Raw genomic sequence first — 23,302 nt, 5'->3', positions numbered from 1 at the left:
GCTTATTGTCAAAAAGAAACCCGGTTAGACTAGTCTGACCGGGTTTCTTTTTATAGTATAGTTTACTGGCTATCCCTTAAGCCATTGCAAATTTGCTCTGGTTCCGTTTCCGCTCATTTTCATCCAGGAAAATCTTGCGAATACGCATCGACTTTGGTGTCACCTCAAGATATTCATCTTTCTGGATATACTCCATAGACTCTTCAAGCGAGAACGAGATTTTCGGAGCGATCCGAACGTTTGTATCCGAACCGGATGCACGCATGTTCGTTAACTGCTTCGCAGTCTGCACGTTCACAACGATATCGTTCTGACGGTTATGCTCACCAATTACCTGCCCCGTGTAAATTTCATCGCCGGGTTCTACAAAGAATGATCCCCGATCCTGAAGTTTATCAATCGAGTAAGCCGTAGCCTGACCGCTGGTCATCGAAATCAACGAACCGTTGATCCGTTCAGCGATTGGCCCTTTGTATTCCTGGTATTCCTTGAACCGGTGGCTCATAACGGCTTCACCGAAGGTAGCGGTCAGAACGTTCGACCGCAGGCCGATCAAACCACGTGAAGGAATTTCGAACTCAAGGTGCTGTAAGTCGCCTTTCGGTTCCATGATCAGCAGTTCGCCTTTGCGTTGAGTAGCTAATTCAATAACTTTTCCGGCTGTTTCTTCTGGTACGTCCACCACGAGGGTTTCGATAGGCTCCATTTTATGGCCGTTCTCGTCTTCTTTATACAACACCTGTGGCTGACCAACCTGCAATTCGTATCCTTCACGGCGCATGGTTTCAATCAGAACCGACAAGTGAAGAATACCACGGCCATACACCAGGAAGCGATCTTCACTGTCTGTGTTTTCTACACGAAGTGCCAGATTCTTTTCAATTTCTTTGTAAAGACGCTCACGCAAGTGCCGCGATGTAACGAACTTACCTTCTTTACCAAAGAAAGGCGAGTTGTTGATCGTGAACAACATGTTCATCGTTGGCTCATCAACTGAAATACGTGGCAGTGCTTCCGGATTTTCAAGATCGGTGAGGGTGTCGCCAATTTCAAATTCTTCCAGACCAGTTACAGCGCAGATATCACCACAGGCAACTTCGGCAACTTTAACCTTACCGAGACCTTCGAATGACTGAAGTTCTTTAATTTTCACTTTCTTAACCGTACCATCAGACTTGATGAGGCCCATGTTGTCGCCTTCTTTCAGCGTACCACGGTGTACACGGCCAATAGCAATCCGACCAACGAAAGCCGAATAGTCTAGCGATGTGATCTGCATTTGTGGCAGACCTTCGTTCATTGGTGCTGGCTTAATATGCTCAACGATCGTGTCCAGCAGGTAAGTGATATTGTCGGTTGGGTTTTTCCAATCCGGTCCCATCCAGCCTTGTTTCGATGAACCGTATACGGTTGGGAAATCTAACTGATCTTCGGTAGCACCAAGGTTGAACATCAGGTCGAAAACCTGTTCGTGTACTTCGTCGGGACGACAGTTTTCTTTGTCGACCTTGTTAACGATCACGATTGGTTTCAGGCCTAGCTGAAGCGCTTTGCCTAACACAAAACGGGTTTGTGGCATGGCACCTTCAAAGGCATCGACTAATAGACAAACGCCATCGGCCATTTTTAAAACGCGCTCAACTTCACCGCCAAAGTCACTGTGGCCTGGGGTATCAATGATATTGATTTTAACGTCTTTATACCGAACCGATACGTTTTTTGAAACGATGGTAATACCCCGTTCACGTTCGAGGTCATTGCTGTCCAGGATCAGGTCTCCAAACTCCTGATTGTCCCGAAAGAGCTTTGACGCGTGAATAATCTTGTCAACCAGGGTCGTTTTGCCGTGGTCAACGTGGGCGATGATTGCTATATTGCGAATTGATTGCATACAAATGGTTTTGAACCAGGGTTTACCTGATTCGTTTGATTTTCATGATTTGATTGTATTCGTCTGAACCATTTATAAGCAATCATGAAAATCATGAAAAATCAAATAAATTCTACCGGGCTACTGGAGCGGTTCAGATGTTTCAAGCCGCAAAGGTACAAAATTTTACGCTGAAACACAGATTTTTACAACTAATTTACAGAAAAATGGCCCATCTAAGGGCCTGACTATGATATAAGTACAATTTCTTAACAATTGCTTAATGATTCGGGCAGCCACAGCCATTTTTCTTACGAAAAAGGCCCGTGTTAAACAGTCCGCCACGCTTGGCTTTATAGCCCTTTCGCTTACGGCCAAAGATGGATGATTCGGTCGTATTTTTAGACGCCATCGTTTCCAACGGTACGTTAACCAGCACCAGCGATGCAGCTAGCAGTAGAATGATTTTTGTCTTTTTCATCACCAACCTATTTCTTACGTAACGCCAAATCACCTACTTTCGTCGCGTTACCCTACTTTTTTATTAAATGACCCGTAATCCTGACTTCCTGATTGTGTACGGAACGCTTCGTCCACCTTTCGATAACACGTTCTCTCAGTACCTTCGGCAGCGAGGACGTTATGTGGGCGAAGGCTCATTTTCGGGGCAATCGTTCGACATGGGCAGTTACCCCGGTGCTATCTACCAGGAAAACAGCGAAACCCGGGTGCATGGTTCCGTCTTTGAGATTAGTAATCAAAAAGGTGCCATATTGACCTATCTTGATTATTATGAGGGAGTTGGCGATGGGTTTGAGCAACCTACCGAATACATTCGCTCGGTGATTCCGGTACACTTCAATGATACCGTAGCCGATTGCTGGATTTACTTATATAACCTGAAAACAGACGACAAACCCCTTATTGAGTCAGGTGATTATTCCATACATATTGGTAAGCCATTTTCCTGGCCAGCCTGATTAGTAGGTATTGGTTAATGCGATAATGGGTTATTAAGTCATTCGCAAGTAGGCTATCGGCCTCGAATAACTTAATAACCCATCAACTTATTAACCAATTAACTTATCTAGGGCCACGCGAACGGCCACCACCACTGTAACCTCCGCCACTACGGCCGCCGTTGTACCCGCCACGTGGGCTACCACCATAATATCGTGGAGCTGGCGAATAATAGCGTGGGCGAACAACTACTGGTGGACGAACGACAACAGGCGGCCGATAATAGCCATATGGATTATAACCATAGCCACCACCATAATAAGGCCGGGCACCATAGTAGCCCGGGTTACCATAGCCAACGCCTGTACTTACGTAGGATGGCCCGCAACTGGTCATTAGAACAACTAATAAACCAGCCATAAATAAGGGCAAGATTTTTATCGTTTTCATGATCTCTTAAATTTATCCATTGAACTATTTAATTACTGGTATGGATTAGCAACACTTAATTAAGGCTTACCTAATCTATACGATTATTCACTTTTTTCAATTTACCAACGGTGTCCGCCACGACCATAACCGCCACGGCCACCACCGTGACTATATCCCCCGCGACCACCATACCATCCAGCGCCATACCCATAATTTGAATAGGGACGAACAATAATTGGTGGCGCGTAAACAACAGGAGGAGGAGCAATGATAACTCGCGGTGGAACAACTATTACCTGTGGTTGACCAGGGTAAGGCTGCCCATATTGATTATAACCACCCTGTGGATACCCCTGATTATAGCCATTGTTGTATCCGTTTGGGTAATTCGGATTGGGGTAGTTTTGACCGTAGCCATTACCATTCGAATAAGGTTGATTATACCCGTTACCCTGTGGATATGCCTGACCATAGCCGTTGCCCGGCCCGTATCCTTGCCCGAAACTAACTGTAGCCACGCCTACCAACAGGCCAGCTATAACTCCACTCCATTTTGTCGTTTTCATCGCTATGGCAGGTTTTTCGCCCGATTTGTTAGTTAGACAGAGCCAGGACCATTGCGTTTAATTTAAACGAGAAGATTATGGTTAAAGTTTAATTAAAAGCCTGACCACTATGCAGTAGTCAGGCTCTCAGATGATCAAATACGGTATTCCTTTTCGACAACGCTTAGGCTTTCAATTTATCTTTCAGGTACGCTAAAGCCAGTTTGTAAGCATCGGCCGCAGCTTCTTTATTGTAAACTGGATTACTTGGATTAGCGAAGCCGTGGCCAGCGTCGTACATTTTTACGGTTACTTTTTCTCCTGCTTTTCCCATGTTTTCTTCAAACGCTTTTACAGACTCGGGCGTAATGCCTTTGTCCTGGCTACCAAAGAAGCCTAATACATCGGTATCAAGGGTTTTTAGCTTCTCAACATCCTGCTCAGGCCGACCGTAATACATGACACACCCTTTGGCCTGCTTGCCTTCCAGCATAGCCGACTGGAGCGACAACATACCGCCGAAACACCAGCCAACACTAGCAAACTCCGCTTTCGAGCCAGCATAGGCAATCGCCCCTTTCTGAATGCTCATTAGCCGGTCTTTACTGGCGCCTTGCATTAATTTACCAGCTTCGGCTGGTTCGGTCGCTACTTTACCGTCATACATATCAACCGCCAGTACGTTTACGTCCTTGAGGTCATTGTAGAATGTTTCGGATTGTTGCTTGATGTTGTCGTTCAAACCCCACCATTCCTGATAAACTAAAAGCCATTTGTTCGATGGTTTTTTAGCTTTTAACAAAAAACCATTGGCCGATTGACCATCGGGCGTTGAGAACTTAACCATCTCACCGGCACCCGTATAGGTAAAGGGTAGGGGAGCTACGTGCAAGCGCTGAAAAGCTGGATCAGCAGCCATTGCCGACATATCATTACCAAGTCCCGGCAGTTCGGTAGCAGGTACATGACAAAGAGGAATGGCTGATTCCTGAGGCTGGGCTGGTTTCAGATACGAAATCAGCGACATAATAAATGTTAGTCCCGTAATAAATACGATTTTCATAAGGTATGTGATGGTTAGTAAAGTAAGGTAACTGACTGTAAACCGATTTAGTTAAAGCCGTATTGGGTAAGCTGATACAATTTGCAACCAACTTACCCAATAATTGATGTCAATACATATAATTTATAGATTGCTCAGGCTTTCACTAACTCAAAAATAGTGATCTCCGGCAGGATGCCTACTCGTCCGGGATAGCCGATGTAGCCATAGCCCCGGTTCACATACAGTCGTTGGTCTCCGTCCTGATACAGGCCAGCCCATTGCTTGTAGAAGTACTGTGCCGGACTCCATTTTACATCGCCGAGGTCAACGCCAAACTGTGCACCGTGTGTATGGCCGCTAAACTGAACATCTATATCCTTGTATTTCGGACGGACTTCGGCATCCCAATGGGTTGGATCGTGCGAGAGCAACAGCTTTACCGGGTAGTCTTCAGTGCCTTTGTAGGCTTTGGCAAGATCACCTGCCCGAAGTGCCGCCGGACCAAAGCCGAGGTTCTGAACGCCAATGAGCGCGATTTTATCGCCGTTCTGTTCCAGAATCTTATTTTCATCCAGCATAATATTCCAGCCCATTTGCTTGTGAGCTGCAATGACGTTCAGCACATTTTGCCGCTCGGCCTGAGCACTGGGCCATTGCACATACTTGCCATAATCGTGATTACCCAGGGTTGAATAAACACCAAGGGGCGCCTTTACTTTGTTGAATACGTCGATATATGTATTCACCTCATCTGCGTGGCTATTCACCAGGTCGCCGGTAAAAAATACCATGTCGGGCTTTTGGCCGAGGAGCATTTCGACGCCCCCTTTTACGGCGGTTTTGTTGAAAAAACTACCAGAGTGAATATCTGAAATCTGGGCAATGGTCATCCCATTAAAACCAGACGGCAGATTTTTTAATGGTAGTTTAATACGCCGGATACGGTAGTCATGTGCTCCAGACAATATACCCCAGGTAAAACCAACCAATGGCACAGTACCTACGACCAGCGCTGTTTTCATTAAAAAGTCAGATCGGGTAATCGTATCTGTAGCGGGCATGGTTTTGCGAGTCGTGTCTTCAACTGCTTCCTGCACTTCAGGCTTATAGAAGAGCGAAACAATCCACCGAAAAAACCGGCCGATGTCGTCGATCAAAATAATAAGCACCGCAAAGATTTTCGAGAAATACGGGATTGCGATAAATGCCCATAAAAACGTGCGTGTGTTGCGGCTGATAGAGTCGGGGGGAAGCAGCTGCATGATTACGTATAGCAGCAACGAAACCGCTGTAAACCCCCAAAAGGCAATGGCAATGATGCGCTGTGTGCCTTCTGTAGCCGATCGGCTGAGGGTCTTAACCGCCTGAAAAACATACCAGTCTATCAACAGCAGGATAGCGGGAAGAATAAAAAATAAGACAGAACGATTCATTTATTTCTAGTTAGTGTCCCCGCTGAATTCAAGGATGTATTCGGACAGGTACTCGCTTTTTTCGGGTTTGATGTTCTTAACAAACAACCTTGCCCGTTTCCCTAACCGCAGGCAGGTATTTTTTTGAGCAATATCTTCCGGCGTATTCATTGGCTGCAACGAAGGATACCACAGAAAAAATCCCGGTTTATCCAGCAGTAGTTTAGGTTTCGACCATTGCTGCGACTGGAGTGCTTCGCCCAGATCCCGGTTTGTATTGAACGAAATATGAATACTACTACCCGCCCACGATGGACCAACGGCTTTGCCCATGAGCATAACCCAGCAACGAAGGTAGGTGTTCCAGCTAACAGACGGTCCCCAGTAAAAACTGCCTTTAGGTGATGACGCCGGGCCGCCCCCCGCGTTTTCGGGAATTTGTAACGATGCAATGGGTGCGCCAATTCCGTTGTAAGGCGCATTGAATCCGTTACCATCCCATCGGCGGGCTTTTCCTGCGGGGTTGTCGAGATCGCTCAGGCGAATTCGGGCAACACTGATGCATTGTCCACTCGATTCCTTTTTTGGATCATAACGTTTGCCGTCATACTGACCCGGATAGCCATATTCCCCATAAAACAAATACAGATACTCGCCACTTGCCACAGCCGATGGGTCGCCTACGCCACCGGCAAACGTTTTGGATGTGTTGTGCGGTTTTAGAATCATCCGGGCTTGTAGATCCTCGATAAAAATTCCTTTATTCTCCCACGCCTTCCCACCATTGGTTGATTTCATAATACCAATCCGACAAACGGCGGCTGGCGAAGTGGGGCCGGTTATTCCCTGAGGCCAGTTGTCGGCTTTATAGCCTTCGCCGGTCTTTGGATCGAAGGGTAGGGTGGCAGGGTAATTTTCGTTGTGATAAACGGCATAGAGCGTTTTTCCGGATTTGTCGGTACTGTCCTGATAAACCGTTTCGAACCAAACGGCACCGTGTACACCCGGCAAACCAACGGGGGCATTTTTCGGCATTTTGGGCTCGATAAAGTCCGTTCCTTTACGGGCAAATGTTTCCTCCGCGTTTGCGCCATCAGTATACTTCAGGTCGCGGGCGTTTCCCCAAAGGGGGTCTTCACCGTATTTACCCGGAAAAATTCGGAAGGTATCGCCTACCCAGACTTCAGCCATATTGCAATCAACAAACGAGTTGAACAGCATTTTTTTTGCCGGAATAAGTTTGTAATCGGGCGTTACCCTGACCGTTTGGGTAGTCTCTTTTTTGGTGGAACAGGCTGCCAGACTCATACTAAATAAAAGGCCTGACACCAGTATTCTTACGATTGACTTATTTGTCTTCATGGCAGCAGTTAAAGGTTGGGACATATCAACTTTACATCGGTAGACAAGCATAAGGCGCCTTCACGCTTCAACTACTAAATTGCCATAATACACAACCGGCGTTCGGGCTGTATACTTCTTTATTTTTTAGGTTTACACTGTTAACCTCCAGTTTAGTATGCTCAATTATACTGCTAATAAAATCACCGACTTAATAACTATTGACGGGGATCTGACAAAACCCGTTTGGCAAAATGCGGTCTGGAGTCATCGCTTTGTGGATATGGTAACGGGCGATCCGGGCCTATATGACACCAAAGCGGCCATCCTCTGGAATGATACACATTTGTATGTAGGGTTTCGAGCTGAGGAGCCCTTTATAGAAGCTCACTTGACCGAACGCGATTCGATTATCTTTCTCGAAAACGACCTTGAGCTGTTCATTGATGGGGGAGATTGCTATTACGAATTAGAAGTAAACGCCCGAAATACGCTTTACGAGGTATTTTTTATCTGGAAGGATGCTTACCAGCGGGGCAGCCGATTTGATGTGCCACAGTTTGATGTACATCAGCCACAGGCATTGACTTTTGGCGGAGATCTTGACCGCAGTGGCCCATCGTTCTGGTACGGTACACACCCCCGTGGTCTACGGTGGGCCTTTCTGAACTACGATATGCCGGCTTTGGAAACGGCCGTTCACATTGACGGCACGTTAAACGATAACACCGATATAGATACCGGCTGGACACTTGAAATCGCCATTCCCTGGAACAGTCTGGCGCTACTGGCTAACGGTCGAAACCTGCCTCCAAAAGCGGGCGATGAGTGGCGCATGCTGTTGGGGCGATTTCAGAAATTAATGGTATCGGGTACAGAAGTTCAGCCGCATCCGGCTATGGTTATGACGCCACATGGAGTATACGATACCCATCAACCCGAGAAATGGAGCCGAGTACGATTCGACGAGTAAATTAGCTATAGAATGAAAGAGCGGTTTGTGGTAAGATGCTTATTTCAGTGTCAGATTGCCGTTTTTGTTGTATTGAATTTCCTCTTCGGCCAACATCATCTTCAGCGTTTGGGTGAGCGTGTCGGCGTCGGTTTGGGCGAAATGATACGAAAGCTGCTTGGGCGACACACCGGGGCCATTTGCCAATGCTACATAATCGCGCACCTGCTCCCGCACTACCGAAGACGTAACGTCCGCTTTTTTCTTTCTCTTGATACAGTTGTCACAAATGCCGCACGCACGGTCCGACGTATCGCGGTCCGACGTCTCGGCGCCGGGTTTTTCGCCAAAATAAGCCTGCAAGAGTCGACTTCGGCACTGCGTTGGGTGTTCGGTATAGAGGATGGCCGACTGCACTTTTCGCATTGCCAGCTCCTTGCGTCGGTTCAATTCCTGCACGTTGACAGGCAGCGACGGCGCATCGAGCCGGGGCGACAAATAAGTTAACTGAGGTTTGTCCTTTTGTTTCTCGTAGATAACCACATTGCGCTGATGTAGTTGCTCCAGCATCTCCTCAATTTCGGGCTGGTTTATATGAAAAGCACGTGCCAGCGTCGATTCGGAGATCGTAATGAAATCCGTAAATAATTCGCCCCCATAAAGCCGTAACAGTAATTTGAGGAATGAATCAAAACGCGGATTCAATACCTGGAATTCGTACAACTGCCTGTTGTCCAGTATAATGGTGAGCCGGGATGGGTGGTAGTAATTCTCGTTTAGTTGAATAAATCCCTCCAGCTGAAGCTGTTTCAGGGCGTAGTGCGTTTCCTGTGGTGGTAGGTTAAAGGTGTTCGTGAACGCACTTAAATCGAAATCATAACTGGTAAACTCCCCCCCGCCAACAGGCACCGCCGTGTAGTTGGCAATGGCCTGATACACCCGGCGCAACATCTCGACGGGCTGGTAAAGCTGTTCGGTTCGAAATCGCAGATTCTCCAGATCGCCGTTTGTATACAGCATTACGGCATAGGCTTTTTGGCCATCCCGCCCGGCCCGGCCCGCTTCCTGATAGTATGCTTCGAGGGAGTCGGGCACGTCCAGATGCACCACCACGCGCACATCGGGTTTGTCAATCCCCATCCCGAAGGCGTTGGTGGCTACGATTACCCGTGTCCTGTTCTGTATCCAGGCATCCTGTTTTTCTGCGCGTTGCAGGCTGGTTAGCCCGGCGTGGTAGAAATCGGCCGAAATACCCTGACGGACAAGCCACTGCGCTATGTTTTGGGTTTGCTTTCGGCTACGGACATAAATAATAGCGCAGCCCGGTACATTTTGCAGGACTTTTAACAGGCGAGCGTCTTTATTTTCCTCCAGAACCGCCGAATATGACAGGTTAGCCCGGGCAAACGATTGCCGGAATACCTGCGGGTTTCTTAGGGCCAGTTTTTCCAGAATATCGGTTTGCACATCGGGCGTAGCCGAAGCGGTCAGGGCAATAATCGGCGTGTCGGGAATGAGCTCGCGGAACTCGGCGATTTGCAGATAAGGTGGCCGGAAATCATACCCCCAGGCAGAAATACAGTGGGCTTCGTCAACGGCCAGCAGGCAGACGGTCATTTGCTTGGTTCGCTCGATAACAAGCTCAGTACGAAGCCGTTCGGGCGAGACGTACAGAAATTTTGTGTTGCCGTAAATGCAGTTATCGAGGGCGGTGTCGATCTCACGGTAGTGCATACCGGAGTAAATTGCCGCTGCCGGTATACCCCGTCTCCGCAACTGCTCAACTTGATCTTTCATCAGGGCAATGAGGGGCGTTACCACAATGCAAACGCCTTTCATGGCCAGTGTCGGCACCTGAAAACAGATGGATTTTCCTCCGCCGGTTGGCATCAGCACGAGCGAATCCTGCCGGGCCAATACCGTATCGACCACGTCTTCCTGCATGGGCCGGAAGGTGGAGTAACCCCAAAATTGCTGTAAAATCTGCCGGGTGGTCAATAGGTTGTCATTGGTTGTTACAAATTTACGGTAGGTGAAAGACAAATCGGCGTACTTTCGGTTTTAGATTTATAAACAAAGACGTTCGTCGTAACGGGAATGACTATGATTCAGAAAGTTATTAAATCTGACGCAGAGTGGCAGCAGCAACTGACACCAGAACAATATCGGGTAGCGCGGGGAAAAGGGACCGAGCGGGCTTTTTCGGGCGAGTATTGCGAAGCCCACGAGCCCGGCACCTATGCCTGCGTATGCTGTGGTACGGAATTATTCGAATCGAAAACCAAGTTTGAGTCAGGAACGGGTTGGCCCAGTTTTACCGAGCCCATCGAAGAAGAGCGTGTTCGGCTGGAAAAAGATAACAGCTACGGCATGTCGCGCGTTGAGGTGCTGTGCAACATTTGTGATGCCCACCTGGGGCACGTTTTTAATGATGGCCCTCCGCCGGGCGGTCTTCGTTACTGCCTAAATTCCGTTTCGCTGGTATTGAAGCGTACCGCTGATGCCGAATAAATTGCGGCTCTCCTGCCGATTGGCTTTGTAATCGATTATCTTCCCATATTGTGGGCCGTTTTACTACTAAACGGCCCTTTTTTTGTGCCATTAGTGACCGTTTAGCCCTGAACTTTGTGTCGTTAACAAACCGACTTGACCGACTTGTAGCTGTTCGTATGAATTATTGGACTGTATCCCGATTGGTTTTGGCAATCGGACTACTGAGCGTGAATCCCGGGCTGGCGCAGACATCAGCCCTGCATGAGTTATTGACGAAACCGACAAGCCAATCGCTGCCGGGCTCAACAAGTAGCTATTATTCAACGGGCTATGATGCTCCGTCGCGCATACCCGCGCCCGATGATTTCCTCAAACGTAACAGTCCATCAGGCCGCCCAATGGCCCCTACGGCCCAATTTATTGTTACCTACAGAAATTTTACCCCCGAAGCACAGCGAGCCTTTCAGTATGCCGTAGATATTTGGTCGACGCTGATTGTGTCGTCGGTGCCTATTCGAATCCAGGCAAATTGGGTCTCGCAGGAGCCTAATTTACTGGGTTCTGCCGGGCCGGCGTCCTATCAGTATAGCTTTGATGGTGGTCAGAAAGCCCGCGCGTTTTATCCGGTGGCACTGGCCGAGAAAATTGCCCGACGCCAGCTTAACAACCCTACCGATCCTGATATTATTGCCGATTTTAACCGGAATAATGACTGGTACTACGGCACAGACGGGAAAACCCCAAAAGGCCAGACCGATCTGGTAACGGCGGTGTTGCATGAACTGACGCATGGATTAGGATTCATTGGTTTCTTTAATGTTAAAAGTGATAAGGGTGATCAGAGCGATGGTCAATACCTGGCCGACCTGCCATCGGTGTACGACCACTTTATTGAAAATGGCCTTCGACAGCGACTGGTAACATCGCAAACCGATTATCCGAATAACTCGATTCCCTTGAACCGCCAATTAACGGGGGGCGATCTATTTCTGAATGGAACGATTTTACGTCAGCAAACCGGCCAGAAAATGAGGCTAAATGCACCAGCCCAGTTCGATCGGTCGACAAGTATTTATCACTTACGTGAAGAGACCTATCCTACGGGTGATATCAACTCGCTGATGACCAGTTCGCTGGGGCGGGCTGAGTCGATTCACACGCCCGGTCCCCTGGTGTTGGCCTTCTTTACTGATCTGGAATGGAAAACGACATCGGTACTACACGAGCCAATCCTGAATTCTGAAGAGGTCAAAGACTTTGTGTTCACTGTTCGGGTTATTAGCGATACGGTTCTGACCGCCAATTCGGTCCGGCTGGTTTACCGCAAAACGGCTCCGACAGCGAAAGATACAGTAGCCACGACCGTATCGCCAAGCCGATTAGGAACAACGGATACCTATCAATACACCCTCCCGGCGGCACAGGCACAGGGCGATATCTGGTACTATTTTCAGGCGCAGGATGCCTCGGGACGCACGTTTACAAATCCGGGTAAGCTGATGAATGGCGCACAAGCCTGGTATCAAATACACATTGGCCCCGATAATACGCCCCCAACGATCCAATACAGCCCCTCGAAAAATAGTATTTTTTCGAGGGCAGTAACCGACAGCTTACCCATCTATGCCCGCATTACCGACGACCGAAGTGGCCTGAGCGCAGCCTATGTCGAGTATCAGGTAAATGGGGTGGCACAGGCAAACCGCCCGTTGCGATACAGCCGCCAAACGGTGAATAATACCACGTATGATAGCGTTTATGTAAGCCGGCTCGACTTTCCGGCAAATTCGCTCAAGGTAGGGGATAAGATTACGTACCGAATTGTGGCGAGGGATTCATCAAAAGCCAAAAACCAGGCTATCAGTCCAGCAACTGGCTATTATGCACTGACTGTTGTCGCGCAGCAGGCAGTTCGCGATCAATATATAAACACCTTTAGCGATGCCGCCACAGCCAGCGATTTTGTGAGCTATGGTTTCAGCCAGACTACACCCGCCGGATTTGGCGACCCGGCTATTCACTCGGAACATCCATACCGGAACGGTACCGATTTTCAGAGCCAAAGCAATGCTGAGTACGTACTGCTGTCGCCCATTCGGATAAAAGCCAACCCCGATAGTGCCGTTATTCGATTCGACGAGATCGTGTTGGTGGAGCCGGGTGACGCCGGCAGTAAGCCAGGGGATAAAAATTTCTATGATTATGTTGTGGTAGAAGGCTCTGCCGACAATGGGTTGACGTGGAAGCCGCTACTCGATGGCTATAGCTCGGCGGATAAAACCGATTGGCTGAACGCCTACAAAAGTAGCATGGCGACTGGGGCGGTGGGTGAACAAAACTCAACGAGGGTAGGCGTTCCGGCGTTGTACCGGCATCGGGATATACCTCTGCTAAACCAGAAAACCCTTTTTCGGGCGGGCGACCAGATTCTGATTCGCTTTCGGTTACTGGCCGATCAATTGGCTTACGGCTGGGGTTGGGCTATTGATAATCTTCGTATTCAGGCTCCTCCCGCCCCCATTGTGCTGGGAGTTGAGCCAATCAGTGCCAGTATATTCAGCGTTTACCCCAATCCAGTTACGACCGGCCTATTACAGTTGGAAGCCACATTGCTCAATGCCGTTACCCATGTGAAACTTAATGTTGTCGCCCAAACCGGGCAGGTTCTTCACGAGAAAATAGTCAATGTGAATAGTCGGAAACTAAGCGAATCACTCGACCTCAGTCACCTGGCAGCAGGTTTATATTTTCTTCGGCTGACCGTTGGTGATCAAGTGCTGACCCAAAAAGTGATCGTGGCGAAGTAAAGAATAAAGTTATTTTGGATTATATTGTGTTAGGCTGCTTTGGAGCCTCGCTTCTCGAAAGCAACTTAATCTTCTCGCACTCGAATATTGGCATCGTTTACTGTCGCTGTTCGGCTTCGCACGGCCGAGGTGATAAAGAAGCCCGTTGCTTTCCGGCCGTTGGCGTTGGTGTTACTAATATTAGTTGGAACATTTACCGAAGGCGTAGCAAACAACCCTCCGTTCGTGATCTGCGTTCGGAGTAGCTGCCAGAAGTCAAAGGCATCTAACGTGAGAGATTGTACTTCGACCTTCACAACATCATTAAGCGCATACAAACTGTCTGGATTGATAGACCGCCGAATGGGAACAATAAACGTTAAGCCATCCGTGACCGTGCTTGCCCCCCGAAACGCGCCGTCCTGTGATGTGATAATGTTGTTCGGTTCACTCTGTAATTCTCCGTTTCTGAAGAATCGAATGCGATAATAATCAACCTCGTTTGGGATATCGACCGCATAAAACTCCGCCCGATACCCTTCAGTTTTAGACAGCGGATTAAGCTTTCTCTTGACAAAAATGAGCGAATCGACGGGCGGAACAGGGTTCATTTTCGAGCTGGCTTTGTAGGTATCTCCCTGATAGGCAATGGTAAGTTGATAGGTGCGCCCTATATGCCCAAGCGTGTCTTTACCCGTTGGCTGCCACACGTAGTAACCATCATTATCGGGGTCCGAAAACGGATACGTTTTACCGACATTATCCACTACAGTAACCGTTGCACTGGTAGCGGGCGTTGGCGTACTACTATCGAAATAGGCTGCCGTTTGTGTTAGTCGAATCGTTTGCTGGCCGGGTTGATCGGTCAATGTGCCATCTACCGACAACTGGATCGGGCCTGTGTCTAATTTAGCATCAATGACTGTCGTGCAACTGGTTAAGCCCGCACCCGTAGCCAGAAAAAATAAAAGAATAAAATACCGTTGCATATGTAGTACCGACCGTCTCGGTCGGGTATTTATGAATATCTTAATAGAGCTACACTAATCGACTAGCTCGCCAAAAGGCGTTGCTAAAATTTGAAATTGTACGTCACCGACGGAATCAGCGTCGCAAACACCGAGTATCGAATTGCTTCGGTCACGCGCGGATTATCGGCGTTGGCCTGGAAATACACCGAGAACGGGTTTTTTCGGGCATAAACGTTATAAACTGAGAAAACCCAATTATCCTCTTTCCGTTTTCCGGGACGTTTCCGGCCCTGTAACGTTGCCGCCAGATCGAGCCGATGGTAGGCCGGAATGCGGTAATTATTGCGGGAATTGTCGGTGTTTTGCGGTACCACGTAGCCCGCATATTCAAACCGGTTCGTTGGGAACGTGCCGGGGGTACCGCTGGCCAGGGTAAACGTGGCCGAGAAGTTCCAGCGTTTGGCATTGGACGGATCAATTAATAGAACCGACGTTAAGGTATGACGTTTGTCGTAACGTGTTGGATACCAGTTATCGTTATTGATTCCCGATACCTGCCGCTCAGTTTTAGCCAACGTATAACTAATCCATCCATTGACTACACCCGTATTTCGTTTAACGAAAAACTCGGCTCCATAAGCGCGGCCTTTTCCACTGATCAAATCGCCTTCGAGGTATTTATTCAGGATGAGGCTGGCACCGTCGATGTAGTCAATCTGGTTCTGTAGCCATTTATAATAAACCTCTACCGATGCCTCAAATTCGCTGCCTGCACCATTCGACCGACCAAAGTTTTTGAAGAAACCACCGGCAACCTGATCGCCAATCTGCGGTTTGATATTATTGGTCGATGGGGTCCAGATATCGAGTGGTGTTGAGGCTGTTGTGTTGGAAATCAGATGGATATATTGCGCCAGCCGGTTATAACTCATCTTGAACGAGCTGTTGCTGTTGAGTTCGTATTTGGCTGCAAAACGGGGCTCCCAGTTGCCATAAGTCTGGATAACATCCCCCGTGTTGTATGTCTGCGTAGAAAGCACTGGACGTCGTGTTCCAGCGGGCACATCCGTCGCAAAGGTGTAGGCCTCGCCCGCGCCAACATACTGGAACATTGAATAGCGCAGCCCATACTGGAGTTGCAGTTTGGGCGTTAACTGCTGTTCATTGCCTACATATAGTGCCGCTTCGAGGGCACGCTTGTTGACCAGACCAAACGAGCGTACACTGCCCGCACTGGCGGCCGTAGCCGTTCCGGGCTGAAAATCATGGATAATTGCCTGTCCGCCAAAGGTAATCGTGTTTTTGCCGAGAAACAGTGAAAAGTCGGGCTTTAGACTATAGTCAACAATGCGCGAATCTGTTCGGAAGTAATCATTTGGTGTTTTTTGTTTCAGGTCAGTATTCAGCGAATAATCGTAGTTGCTGTAATAGGCCGTCGTATTCAGAAAGAGCCGGTCGCTGAACACGTGATTCCAGCGGGTCGACAACGTTGTGTTTCCCCAGTTGAAGCCAAAGTCAGAACCAAACACATCGCGGCCAAGATAGCCGGATATAAACACGGTGTTCTTATCGTTGATGTGGTAATTGGCTTTTGCCGTGAGGTCGTAAAAATAGAACTTGGCCCCTTTTAGATCTTTATTCAAAAACGGCTGAGCCAGAATATCGGCGTAGGAGCGTCGGGCGGCTACAATAAATGAACCTTTTCCCTTAAACAAAGGACGTTCATAGGACAATCGGCTGAAGATAAGGCCAATACCTCCGTTCAGCTCCGGTTTTTTTGCGTTACCTTCTTTCAGGCGGACATCTAATATCGACGCAATCCGACCGCCGTAATTTGCCGGAATACCGCCTTTAATCAGCTTCACGTCTTTCACCGCATCGGGATTAAAGACTGAAAAGAAACCGAACAAGTGGGAAGAATTATAAACCGGGGCCTCATCGAGTAACACCAGATTTTGGTCAATACTGCCTCCACGAACGTTAAACCCGGTTGCGCCTTCGCCCACCGTCGATACCCCCGGCAGTAATTGGATGCTCCGGATAACATCGACCTCACCGAGTAGCGCCGGAATCCGTTGCAGCGTTTTTACGTCGATCCGGTTTACGCTCATTTCAATATTTTTGACGTTATCGTCCTCCCGTTTCGACGATACAACAACCTCCTGAAGCTCTTTACCTTCCTGGCTCAACTCAAGGTCAAGTCGTATGTTCTTGTCGACAAGGTCAATTGTTCGGGCTTGCTTGGCATAGCCAACATAGCTGATAACCAGATTGTAGTTGCCCGCTGGCAACGTAACGGCATAAAAACCATAGCTGTTTGTTACGGCGCCCGTACCCGTTTCTTTCACATAAACAGACACGCCAATCAGCCCCTCGCCGTTTACGGCGTCTTTAATATAGCCGCTGATTGTCAGCCCTGCCGCCCGAACACCTTTTTGCGGTGTACTGCCAATTGTATTGGTACTCAGCGATCCCTGCGCTTTGCTGGCTTGTAGCGGCAGGAGAAAAATAAAAAGGCCGCACAGCCAAAGTGGTATCGTATGTTTCATTGCGTTATCAATAAGCGATTTAGCCACACGATAGTGGTTTCAGATCGCTGACGCAAAAGTACGTAGGGCTGTAGTAACTATAGATGAAAAATAGATGAAGCACCTAAATACAAGGCTGAACGGCACGCCATATAGGATAAAACTAATAATCGAAAAGCTGCTGATATGATGGAACACAGATATTTATGACGTTTATGATAGCTTGCGATCTTTTCGTAAAATCATACTAATCATAAAACATTGTGTTCTTTGCAGCTTATTTACCATCCTGTTTCTTGATCTGTTTAATCAATTTCTGCGCTTCCTTGCTGTCGGTTTTGGGAAAATGCACGGGCAGTGATTCCAGTAGTTCAGTTAGAATATGCGCGATGATAAGCTGTTGATTAACCCGGTCATCGCTCGGAATCACATACCAGGGGTTTTGTTGGGTTGCGGTTGCATTGATCGTGTCTTCATAAGCCCGTAAATAGTCGTCCCAAAACTCACGCTCTTTCAAATCATTCTCGCTGAATTTCCACTGTTTTTCGGTGTCTTCCAACCGCGCTACAAGTCGTTTTCCCTGTTCTTCCTTTGCTACGTGAAGATAAAATTTCACAATTGGGAAACCGTTACGGAACAGATAATCTTCAAAGTGGACAATATCGCCGAAACGTTGTTTCCAGAGTGTTTTCTCGTTCGTTGGTAGCAGGTTTTGGGGAATGGACTGCTCCTGCAAACGCTCTGGATGCACCCGCAGTACCAGTACTTCTTCGTAATACGAGCGATTGAATACGCCAATAATGCCTCGTTCAGGCAACTCTTGCCAGAAACGCCACAAAAAGTCGTGTTTCAAATCCTCTTTTTCCGGTTTCTTGAAAGGAGCTATCTGAAACCGCGACGGATTAACGCCTTTAAACACCCGCCGAATAATACTATCTTTCCCGGCAGCGTCCATAGCCTGAAACACAACCAGCAAGCCATACTGCTCATCGGCATGCATCCGGTTTTGCGCCTGATCCATGCGCTCGGCCAGTTCATCTAACTGGCGACTCTGGTCGGCTTCGTCGGTATAAAAAGGGTCGATGAGCGTTGGGGCATCCTTGCTCGAAAACGGCCGTTTTCCATCGTACCGAAATGCGGTTGTGTTGAGTTTTTTCATTTGTATAAAGCGTCCGGCCTGTCGTTAGGTGGCAGGAAAGCCGTGATTTAGACGACAAGGAAATCACGGCTTTCCTGCCGCATTGAGATTACTGTGCCTTTATAATAGGAATCAATTTCTGTAAGGCTTTAAACCGGTCCTCATCGGGTTCCGGATCTGAAATATGTAGTTTCTTGAGTTCATCAATGATGATTCGTCCTACCAGCAAACGCATATTTTTCTTGTCATCTGCCGGAATTATGTACCAGGGAGCCTTGTCTGTAGCGGTTGCATTGATACATTGTTCGTAAGCATCCTGATAGTCATCCCAGAACTCACGTTCTTTCACATCGCCCTCTTCAAATTTCCAGTTTTTTTCAGGGTCTTCGATACGGGCTATCAGCCGATCTGCCTGTTCTTTTTTGGAAACATGTAGGTAAAATTTGACCGTCGAAAAGCCATTCCTGTACAGAAAGGTCTCCATATTGCAGATAGCCTCATAGCGATGCTTGAAGAGTTTATCCAGGTCGTCGGTGGTTTTATCAGGCAGGCGTTGACTCTCCGTCAGGATTTCGGGGTGAACCTTTGTGACCAGTACTTCTTCGTAATACGACCGGTTGAAAATGCCGATGTTACCTCGTGCGGGCAGTTCGCGCCAGGAGCGCCACAGAAAATCATGATCCAGTTCCTGTTCTGTTGGGCGTTTGAATGAATAGACTTGCACGCCGGTCGGATTGGTACCCGTAAACACATTCTGGATAGTGCCGTCTTTCCCGGCGGCATCAAGCGCCTGAAAAATAGTTAACAAGCCATACCGATTGGTGGCATACATACGCTCCTGCCATTTGTCGATATCGGCAGCCTGTTGCCGAAGCAATGCTTCGTAATGTTCATCATCTTCGTAGAGGTCATCTACTTTGGTGGGTGCTTTTTTGATTTTAAAGGCTTTATCGCCATCATAGCGAAAACGGTCAGTATCGAAGTCTTTCACAGGCACGGGGGCGCAAACTTTACGCAGGTCAGTTATGTTATTTGAATTACTTTACAACCACAAACCTAACGAATGGTTGCGACTCAGGTCGCAAACAAGTTGTCCGGTTGGTAAGCTGGCTTGCTTCGGCTTTTGGGTTGAAGGGGCACACACAACCGCTAACGCAAACTAGATCAAATTTTATGACCACAAATCAATCCGAGAATCTGGCAAAAGCAACCTTTGGTACCGGCTGTTTCTGGTGCACAGAGGCTTTATATGAATCACTGGACGGTGTTATTGGTGCTGTATCCGGCTATGAAGGAGGTCAGAAACCAAACCCGACATACAAGGAAGTATGCACTGGCACAACCGGTCATGCCGAGTGCGTGGAGGTAACGTATGACCCGGCCAAAATTACCTATCAGGAATTACTGGAAGCGTTTTTCCGCAGCCACGATCCAACTTCCCTGAATCGCCAGGGCGAAGACGTCGGTACTCAGTACCGGTCGGTGATTTTTTATCACAACGACGAACAGAAGCAACTGGCCGAAACCGCTAAAGTTGAACTGGACAAATCCGGTGCGTATGATAAACCCATCGTTACGGAGATCAGTCCTGCCGAAACTTTCTATGAAGCAGAAGCCTATCACCAAAGTTATTTTGCCAATAACCCTAACCAGGGGTATTGTGCATTTGTAATTGCCCCCAAGGTCGACAAGTTCAAGAAAGTGTTTAAAGAGAAATTGAAGACTCAAGTGCTTCATTAACAGGAAGCTAGATTAACGGTTTTTTGAAAAAGGCAACTCCATAGGAGTTGTCTTTTTTTATGATAAGAGTTATTTATACAACTGATGCAAAACAGTAATTTAAATGTTGTCTTTTTAATATGAAAATTTTACTTAGCATATTTATAAATTACAGTGAGTTTGCTAGGTTTATAGCGTGTTGCGGTAGTTACACTATATGACCGATTAATAAGTGAAGTATATTTATACTTGGTGGCCCCACGGTTTCGCGCTTTCTTTGTCTCAAATTTTAACATAATCAGTTTTGTCACATGAAAAAAATCCACTTTTCTATTTTGCTGGTTCTTGGCCTGTTAGCCGGAACTCAATCGTTTGCACAACTTGCCGTTGACAAAGGCACAAAACTCATCAACCTCGGTATTGGCGTAGGTGGTTATTCTAGTGCAGGCGGTATAGCCTTCGGAGCTTCAGCTGACTTTGGTGTTGCACCGAATATTACGGTAGGTGGGCAAGTGGCCTATCGTAGTTTTAATTATGGCTATATTGGCTATAACGATAAAATAAACTACCTGTATTTTGCTGCGCGGGCTTCATATCACTTCAATGAAATTTTGAACTTAAGTACAGATAAGGCTGATTTGTATGCAGGTTTAGGACTAGGCTACGAAAGCGTTTCATATAGCAATAGTATTTATAGTGGCAGTGCTTTTGGTAGCGGTATTTTTGTTCCTGTTCACATTGGTGGACGGTACTTCTTTAGTGAGAAAATAGGCGGCTTCGCTGAGTTAGGCAGCGGTATTGCTCCGTTAATGCTAGGGGTAACGTTTAAGCTGTAGTCGAAACGTATTTTATACAGAAAAAGGCCATCTGATTGTCAGATGGCCTTTTTCTGTATGTAAACTGAATTACTTGCTCGCTACTTCCTTCAAACTCTTCACGCCCATATTCCAGAGGATAAAGGCGTATATATCGGCAGCGGTTTCGATATTCTTTTTGGTGTTGCTGGCTCCATGACCCGAGTTGGTGTCAATCCGAATCAGGACCGGGTTTTGCCCTTTGTAGACTTCCTGTAGAGTGGCCGCGTATTTAAACGAGTGAGCCGGTACAACACGGTCGTCGTGGTCGGCGGTGGTGATTAGCGTGGCCGGGTAGTTGATGCCGGGTTTGAGGTTCTGAATTGGCGAATAGGCATAAAGCGCGTTGAACTCATCAGCATTGTCGCTGCTGCCATAGTCGGCAATCCAGTTCCAGCCGATGGTGAACTTATGAAACCGGAGCATATCCATAACGCCCACCTGCGGAATGGCCACCCGGAACAGTTCGGGCCGTTGGTTCATCACCGCGCCAACCAGCAAACCCCCGTTGGACCCACCCTGAATGGCCAGTTTAGCTGGACTCGTGTATTTCCTAGCAATCAGAAATTCGGCAGCAGCTATGAAATCATCAAAAACGTTTTGCTTTTTTAGCTTCATTCCCTGCTCGTGCCATTTTTCGCCATATTCACTGCCACCCCGTAAATTAGCCTGTGCGTAAACACCACCCTGTTCCAGAAATGGAATTCGAAAGGGGCTAAAGGCTGGTGGTAGACTGACATTAAAACCGCCGTATCCATATAACAATGTCGGATTTGTACCGTCGAGTTTAAGTCCTTTGCGATACGTCAGGAACATGGGCACTTTGGTCCCATCCTTACTGGTATAAAAGACTTGCTCCGTCTCGTAATCGGCGGGGTTAAAATCCACTTCAGGCGCCCGGAAAACAGTGCTTTTCCGAGTGGCAATATCATATCGGTAAATTGTGGGCGGAAAGGTGAAAGACGTGAACGTATAGAAAACGAATTTGTCGTCTTTTTCACCGCCAAATCCGCTTGTAGAGCCTATGGCAGGTAGTTTGACCGTTCCTTCTGACTTCCCGGAATAATCAAAAATCTCCACATTCGAGGTCACATCTTTAGCATATTCAACAAATAACTTGCCTCCGGCTGCACTAACACTATTTTCGGCAATGGGCTCCGGTTTCTCCGGGATGAGTGTTGTAAAGGCCCGTTTCTTCGTGTCGAACGCTATGACTTTACTGTTCGGCGCTTTTTCGTTGGTTAAAATCAGAAGCCGGTCGCCATCGTTGTCGATAACACCATAGCTGAAATTGGTGATTTCAGAAACAACGGGTTCAAAGGTTTTATTGGTAGATTTTGCATCAATAAAGAGCAACGAATTACCGTCTTTCCCCTGTCCGCGATCGCTGATGGATAATAGAGCAAATCGTTCATCGTCTGTCGTGCTGACAATATGGAACCGCTGCAAATGTTGCGGATCTTCATACACCAGCCGGTCGGCCGATTGCGGGGTGTTTAGTTTATGAAAATACACCTGATGATTCTCATTTTTAGCCGCCAGTGCACTGCCTTCCGGTTTTGGGTATCGGCTGTAATAAAAGCCGTCGCCCTGCCAGGCAGCTCCCGATATTTTTACCCATTCGATTTTGTCGGCTAAATACGTTTTGGTAGCCAGTTCCATCACCTGGTACTCCTGCCAGTCGGAACCTCCCTTCGACAAGCCAACTACCGCATACTTACCATCTTTTGATAGCGAAAACGCACCCAGCCGCGTGGTGCCGTCCGCCGATAGTTTGTTCGGGTCGATAACTAGCTCAGGCTTACCGTCAAGACCCTTCTGCCGGTACAAGACGGCCTGATTCTGCAACCCGTCGTTTTTTGAGAAATAGAACCACCGACCCGTCGGACCGCTCCCCTTACGACTTGGGGCTGAGTATTTCGGGTAGTTATACACCTGTTCCAGCCGGTCCTGAAACTGCTTTCGGTAGGGGATTTGGGCCAGGTAGTCGAACGTAACTTTATTCTCGGCTTTTACCCAATCGGCGGTTTCTGTTGATCGATCGTCTTCCAGCCAGCGATATGGGTCAGCTACCTGGGTGCCATGATAGGTATCTACCTGATTCGTTTTTCGGGCAACGGGATAGGCTATAGGATTGGTCGTTTGGCCCAGTACTACTGTTGAACTCAACATAAGAAGCGGTCGGATAAAATGAAAAAAACGCATACAGGAATAGTGGTTAAGAAAGGATGAAATGCCTGACTAGTTACAGCCACA

Annotated in this window: 19 protein-coding genes; 6 read left to right on the top strand and 13 right to left on the bottom strand. The window is 47.8% G+C overall.

The genetic code is table 11. From position 1 onward, the window contains the following. Nucleotides 1-76: 76 nt before the first annotated feature. Both typA and CWM47_RS29555 read right to left on the bottom strand, forming a co-directional pair. A complete protein-coding gene (gene typA / locus CWM47_RS29560; RefSeq protein ID WP_100992180.1) occupies nt 77-1,891 on the bottom strand; it encodes a translational GTPase TypA in 1,815 nt (604 codons plus the stop codon). 259 nt (nt 1,892-2,150) lie between these two features. Next, the gene (locus tag CWM47_RS29555; protein WP_100992179.1) at nt 2,151-2,351 is read right to left on the bottom strand and encodes a hypothetical protein; all 201 of its coding nucleotides are present in this window, start codon (nt 2,349-2,351) and stop codon (nt 2,151-2,153) included. Nucleotides 2,352-2,418: 67 nt separating this feature from the next. Here CWM47_RS29555 and CWM47_RS29550 point away from each other — a divergent pair, with 67 nt between their 5' ends. Continuing rightward, nucleotides 2,419-2,850, top strand: coding sequence for a gamma-glutamylcyclotransferase family protein (locus CWM47_RS29550; protein WP_100992178.1), 432 nt, complete (start codon nt 2,419-2,421; stop codon nt 2,848-2,850). 103 nt (nt 2,851-2,953) lie between these two features. On the opposite strand, the gene CWM47_RS29545 is transcribed toward CWM47_RS29550, so the two are convergent. From CWM47_RS29545 to CWM47_RS29525, 5 genes are all read right to left on the bottom strand, one after another. Then, nucleotides 2,954-3,280 (bottom strand): hypothetical protein, encoded by a 327-nt coding sequence (locus CWM47_RS29545; RefSeq protein ID WP_100992177.1) that lies wholly within the window; start codon nt 3,278-3,280, stop codon nt 2,954-2,956. Nucleotides 3,281-3,381: 101 nt separating this feature from the next. After that, nucleotides 3,382-3,828, bottom strand: coding sequence for a hypothetical protein (locus CWM47_RS29540; RefSeq protein ID WP_100992176.1), 447 nt, complete (start codon nt 3,826-3,828; stop codon nt 3,382-3,384). Nucleotides 3,829-3,991: 163 nt separating this feature from the next. After that, on the bottom strand, nt 3,992-4,870 hold the full coding sequence (locus CWM47_RS29535; RefSeq protein ID WP_100992175.1) for a dienelactone hydrolase family protein: 879 nt from the start codon (nt 4,868-4,870) through the stop codon (nt 3,992-3,994). A gap of 134 nt (nt 4,871-5,004) precedes the next feature. Then, entirely contained in the window at nt 5,005-6,285 is a 1,281-nt protein-coding gene (locus tag CWM47_RS29530) for a metallophosphoesterase (RefSeq protein WP_100992174.1), read from the bottom strand. 6 nt (nt 6,286-6,291) lie between these two features. Beyond that, nucleotides 6,292-7,626: a hypothetical protein gene (locus tag CWM47_RS29525; RefSeq protein ID WP_100992173.1), complete on the bottom strand. Its 1,335-nt coding sequence runs from the start codon at nt 7,624-7,626 to the stop codon at nt 6,292-6,294. Between the two features lie 157 nt (nt 7,627-7,783). On the opposite strand from CWM47_RS29525, the gene CWM47_RS29520 reads away from it, so the two are divergent. After that, complete coding sequence (locus CWM47_RS29520; RefSeq protein ID WP_100992172.1) at nt 7,784-8,578, top strand: carbohydrate-binding family 9-like protein; 795 nt, start codon at nt 7,784-7,786, stop codon at nt 8,576-8,578. A 39-nt stretch (nt 8,579-8,617) separates the two neighbouring features. Here the strand turns inward: CWM47_RS29520 and CWM47_RS29515 are convergent, their stop codons facing one another. Beyond that, nucleotides 8,618-10,555, bottom strand: coding sequence for a RecQ family ATP-dependent DNA helicase (locus CWM47_RS29515; RefSeq protein ID WP_100994113.1), 1,938 nt, complete (start codon nt 10,553-10,555; stop codon nt 8,618-8,620). Between the two features lie 105 nt (nt 10,556-10,660). On the opposite strand from CWM47_RS29515, the gene msrB reads away from it, so the two are divergent. Both msrB and CWM47_RS29505 read left to right on the top strand, forming a co-directional pair. After that, nucleotides 10,661-11,068: a peptide-methionine (R)-S-oxide reductase MsrB gene (gene msrB, locus CWM47_RS29510; protein WP_100992171.1), complete on the top strand. Its 408-nt coding sequence runs from the start codon at nt 10,661-10,663 to the stop codon at nt 11,066-11,068. A 158-nt stretch (nt 11,069-11,226) separates the two neighbouring features. After that, nucleotides 11,227-13,857, top strand: a complete 2,631-nt coding sequence (locus tag CWM47_RS29505; protein WP_100992170.1) for a T9SS type A sorting domain-containing protein — start codon at nt 11,227-11,229, stop codon at nt 13,855-13,857. Between the two features lie 65 nt (nt 13,858-13,922). Here CWM47_RS29505 and CWM47_RS29500 read toward each other — a convergent pair whose 3' ends face one another. From CWM47_RS29500 to CWM47_RS29485, 4 genes are all read right to left on the bottom strand, one after another. After that, a complete protein-coding gene (locus CWM47_RS29500) occupies nt 13,923-14,825 on the bottom strand; it encodes a DUF4249 domain-containing protein (RefSeq protein ID WP_100992169.1) in 903 nt (300 codons plus the stop codon). 83 nt (nt 14,826-14,908) lie between these two features. Further along, nucleotides 14,909-17,356, bottom strand: coding sequence for a TonB-dependent receptor (locus CWM47_RS29495; protein WP_100992168.1), 2,448 nt, complete (start codon nt 17,354-17,356; stop codon nt 14,909-14,911). Between the two features lie 256 nt (nt 17,357-17,612). Next, entirely contained in the window at nt 17,613-18,494 is an 882-nt protein-coding gene (locus tag CWM47_RS29490; protein WP_100992167.1) for a PPK2 family polyphosphate kinase, read from the bottom strand. 88 nt (nt 18,495-18,582) lie between these two features. Beyond that, nucleotides 18,583-19,464 (bottom strand): PPK2 family polyphosphate kinase, encoded by an 882-nt coding sequence (locus tag CWM47_RS29485; protein ID WP_100994112.1) that lies wholly within the window; start codon nt 19,462-19,464, stop codon nt 18,583-18,585. A 182-nt stretch (nt 19,465-19,646) separates the two neighbouring features. Between CWM47_RS29485 and msrA the strand changes: the two genes are divergently transcribed. Together msrA and CWM47_RS29475 are read left to right on the top strand one after the other, a co-directional pair. Continuing rightward, nucleotides 19,647-20,213 carry a peptide-methionine (S)-S-oxide reductase MsrA gene (gene msrA / locus CWM47_RS29480; RefSeq protein ID WP_100992166.1) on the top strand — a complete coding sequence of 189 codons (567 nt, stop codon included), beginning with the start codon at nt 19,647-19,649 and terminating at the stop codon, nt 20,211-20,213. 290 nt (nt 20,214-20,503) lie between these two features. Further along, a complete protein-coding gene (locus tag CWM47_RS29475) occupies nt 20,504-21,028 on the top strand; it encodes a hypothetical protein (protein WP_100992165.1) in 525 nt (174 codons plus the stop codon). 69 nt (nt 21,029-21,097) lie between these two features. Here CWM47_RS29475 and CWM47_RS29470 read toward each other — a convergent pair whose 3' ends face one another. After that, nucleotides 21,098-23,218, bottom strand: coding sequence for a prolyl oligopeptidase family serine peptidase (locus CWM47_RS29470; protein WP_100994111.1), 2,121 nt, complete (start codon nt 23,216-23,218; stop codon nt 21,098-21,100). Between the last annotated feature and the right edge of the window lie 84 nt (nt 23,219-23,302).

Origin of the sequence: Spirosoma pollinicola (assembly GCF_002831565.1) — a bacterium.
GTDB lineage: Bacteria > Bacteroidota > Bacteroidia > Cytophagales > Spirosomataceae > Spirosoma > Spirosoma pollinicola.
This window is presented reverse-complemented; position numbering and strand designations above follow the sequence as displayed.

Excerpts from the sequence above, each read along its gene's own strand:
- CWM47_RS29530 (WP_100992174.1), bottom strand. The coding sequence starts at position 6,285 with ATGAATCGTTCTGTCTTATTTTTTATTCTTCCCGCTATCCTGCTGTTG.
- CWM47_RS29550 (WP_100992178.1), top strand. The coding sequence starts at position 2,419 with ATGACCCGTAATCCTGACTTCCTGATTGTGTACGGAACGCTTCGTCCA.
- CWM47_RS29500 (WP_100992169.1), bottom strand. The coding sequence starts at position 14,825 with ATGCAACGGTATTTTATTCTTTTATTTTTTCTGGCTACGGGTGCGGGC.
- CWM47_RS29535 (WP_100992175.1), bottom strand. The coding sequence starts at position 4,870 with ATGAAAATCGTATTTATTACGGGACTAACATTTATTATGTCGCTGATT.
- msrB (WP_100992171.1), top strand. The coding sequence starts at position 10,661 with ATGATTCAGAAAGTTATTAAATCTGACGCAGAGTGGCAGCAGCAACTG.
- CWM47_RS29525 (WP_100992173.1), bottom strand. The coding sequence starts at position 7,626 with ATGAAGACAAATAAGTCAATCGTAAGAATACTGGTGTCAGGCCTTTTA.
- CWM47_RS29555 (WP_100992179.1), bottom strand. The coding sequence starts at position 2,351 with ATGAAAAAGACAAAAATCATTCTACTGCTAGCTGCATCGCTGGTGCTG.
- typA (WP_100992180.1), bottom strand. The coding sequence starts at position 1,891 with ATGCAATCAATTCGCAATATAGCAATCATCGCCCACGTTGACCACGGC.
- CWM47_RS29475 (WP_100992165.1), top strand. The coding sequence starts at position 20,504 with ATGAAAAAAATCCACTTTTCTATTTTGCTGGTTCTTGGCCTGTTAGCC.
- CWM47_RS29490 (WP_100992167.1), bottom strand. The coding sequence starts at position 18,494 with ATGAAAAAACTCAACACAACCGCATTTCGGTACGATGGAAAACGGCCG.
- CWM47_RS29540 (WP_100992176.1), bottom strand. The coding sequence starts at position 3,828 with ATGAAAACGACAAAATGGAGTGGAGTTATAGCTGGCCTGTTGGTAGGC.
- CWM47_RS29545 (WP_100992177.1), bottom strand. The coding sequence starts at position 3,280 with ATGAAAACGATAAAAATCTTGCCCTTATTTATGGCTGGTTTATTAGTT.
- msrA (WP_100992166.1), top strand. The coding sequence starts at position 19,647 with ATGACCACAAATCAATCCGAGAATCTGGCAAAAGCAACCTTTGGTACC.
- CWM47_RS29505 (WP_100992170.1), top strand. The coding sequence starts at position 11,227 with ATGAATTATTGGACTGTATCCCGATTGGTTTTGGCAATCGGACTACTG.
- CWM47_RS29495 (WP_100992168.1), bottom strand. The coding sequence starts at position 17,356 with ATGAAACATACGATACCACTTTGGCTGTGCGGCCTTTTTATTTTTCTC.
- CWM47_RS29470 (WP_100994111.1), bottom strand. The coding sequence starts at position 23,218 with ATGTTGAGTTCAACAGTAGTACTGGGCCAAACGACCAATCCTATAGCC.
- CWM47_RS29520 (WP_100992172.1), top strand. The coding sequence starts at position 7,784 with ATGCTCAATTATACTGCTAATAAAATCACCGACTTAATAACTATTGAC.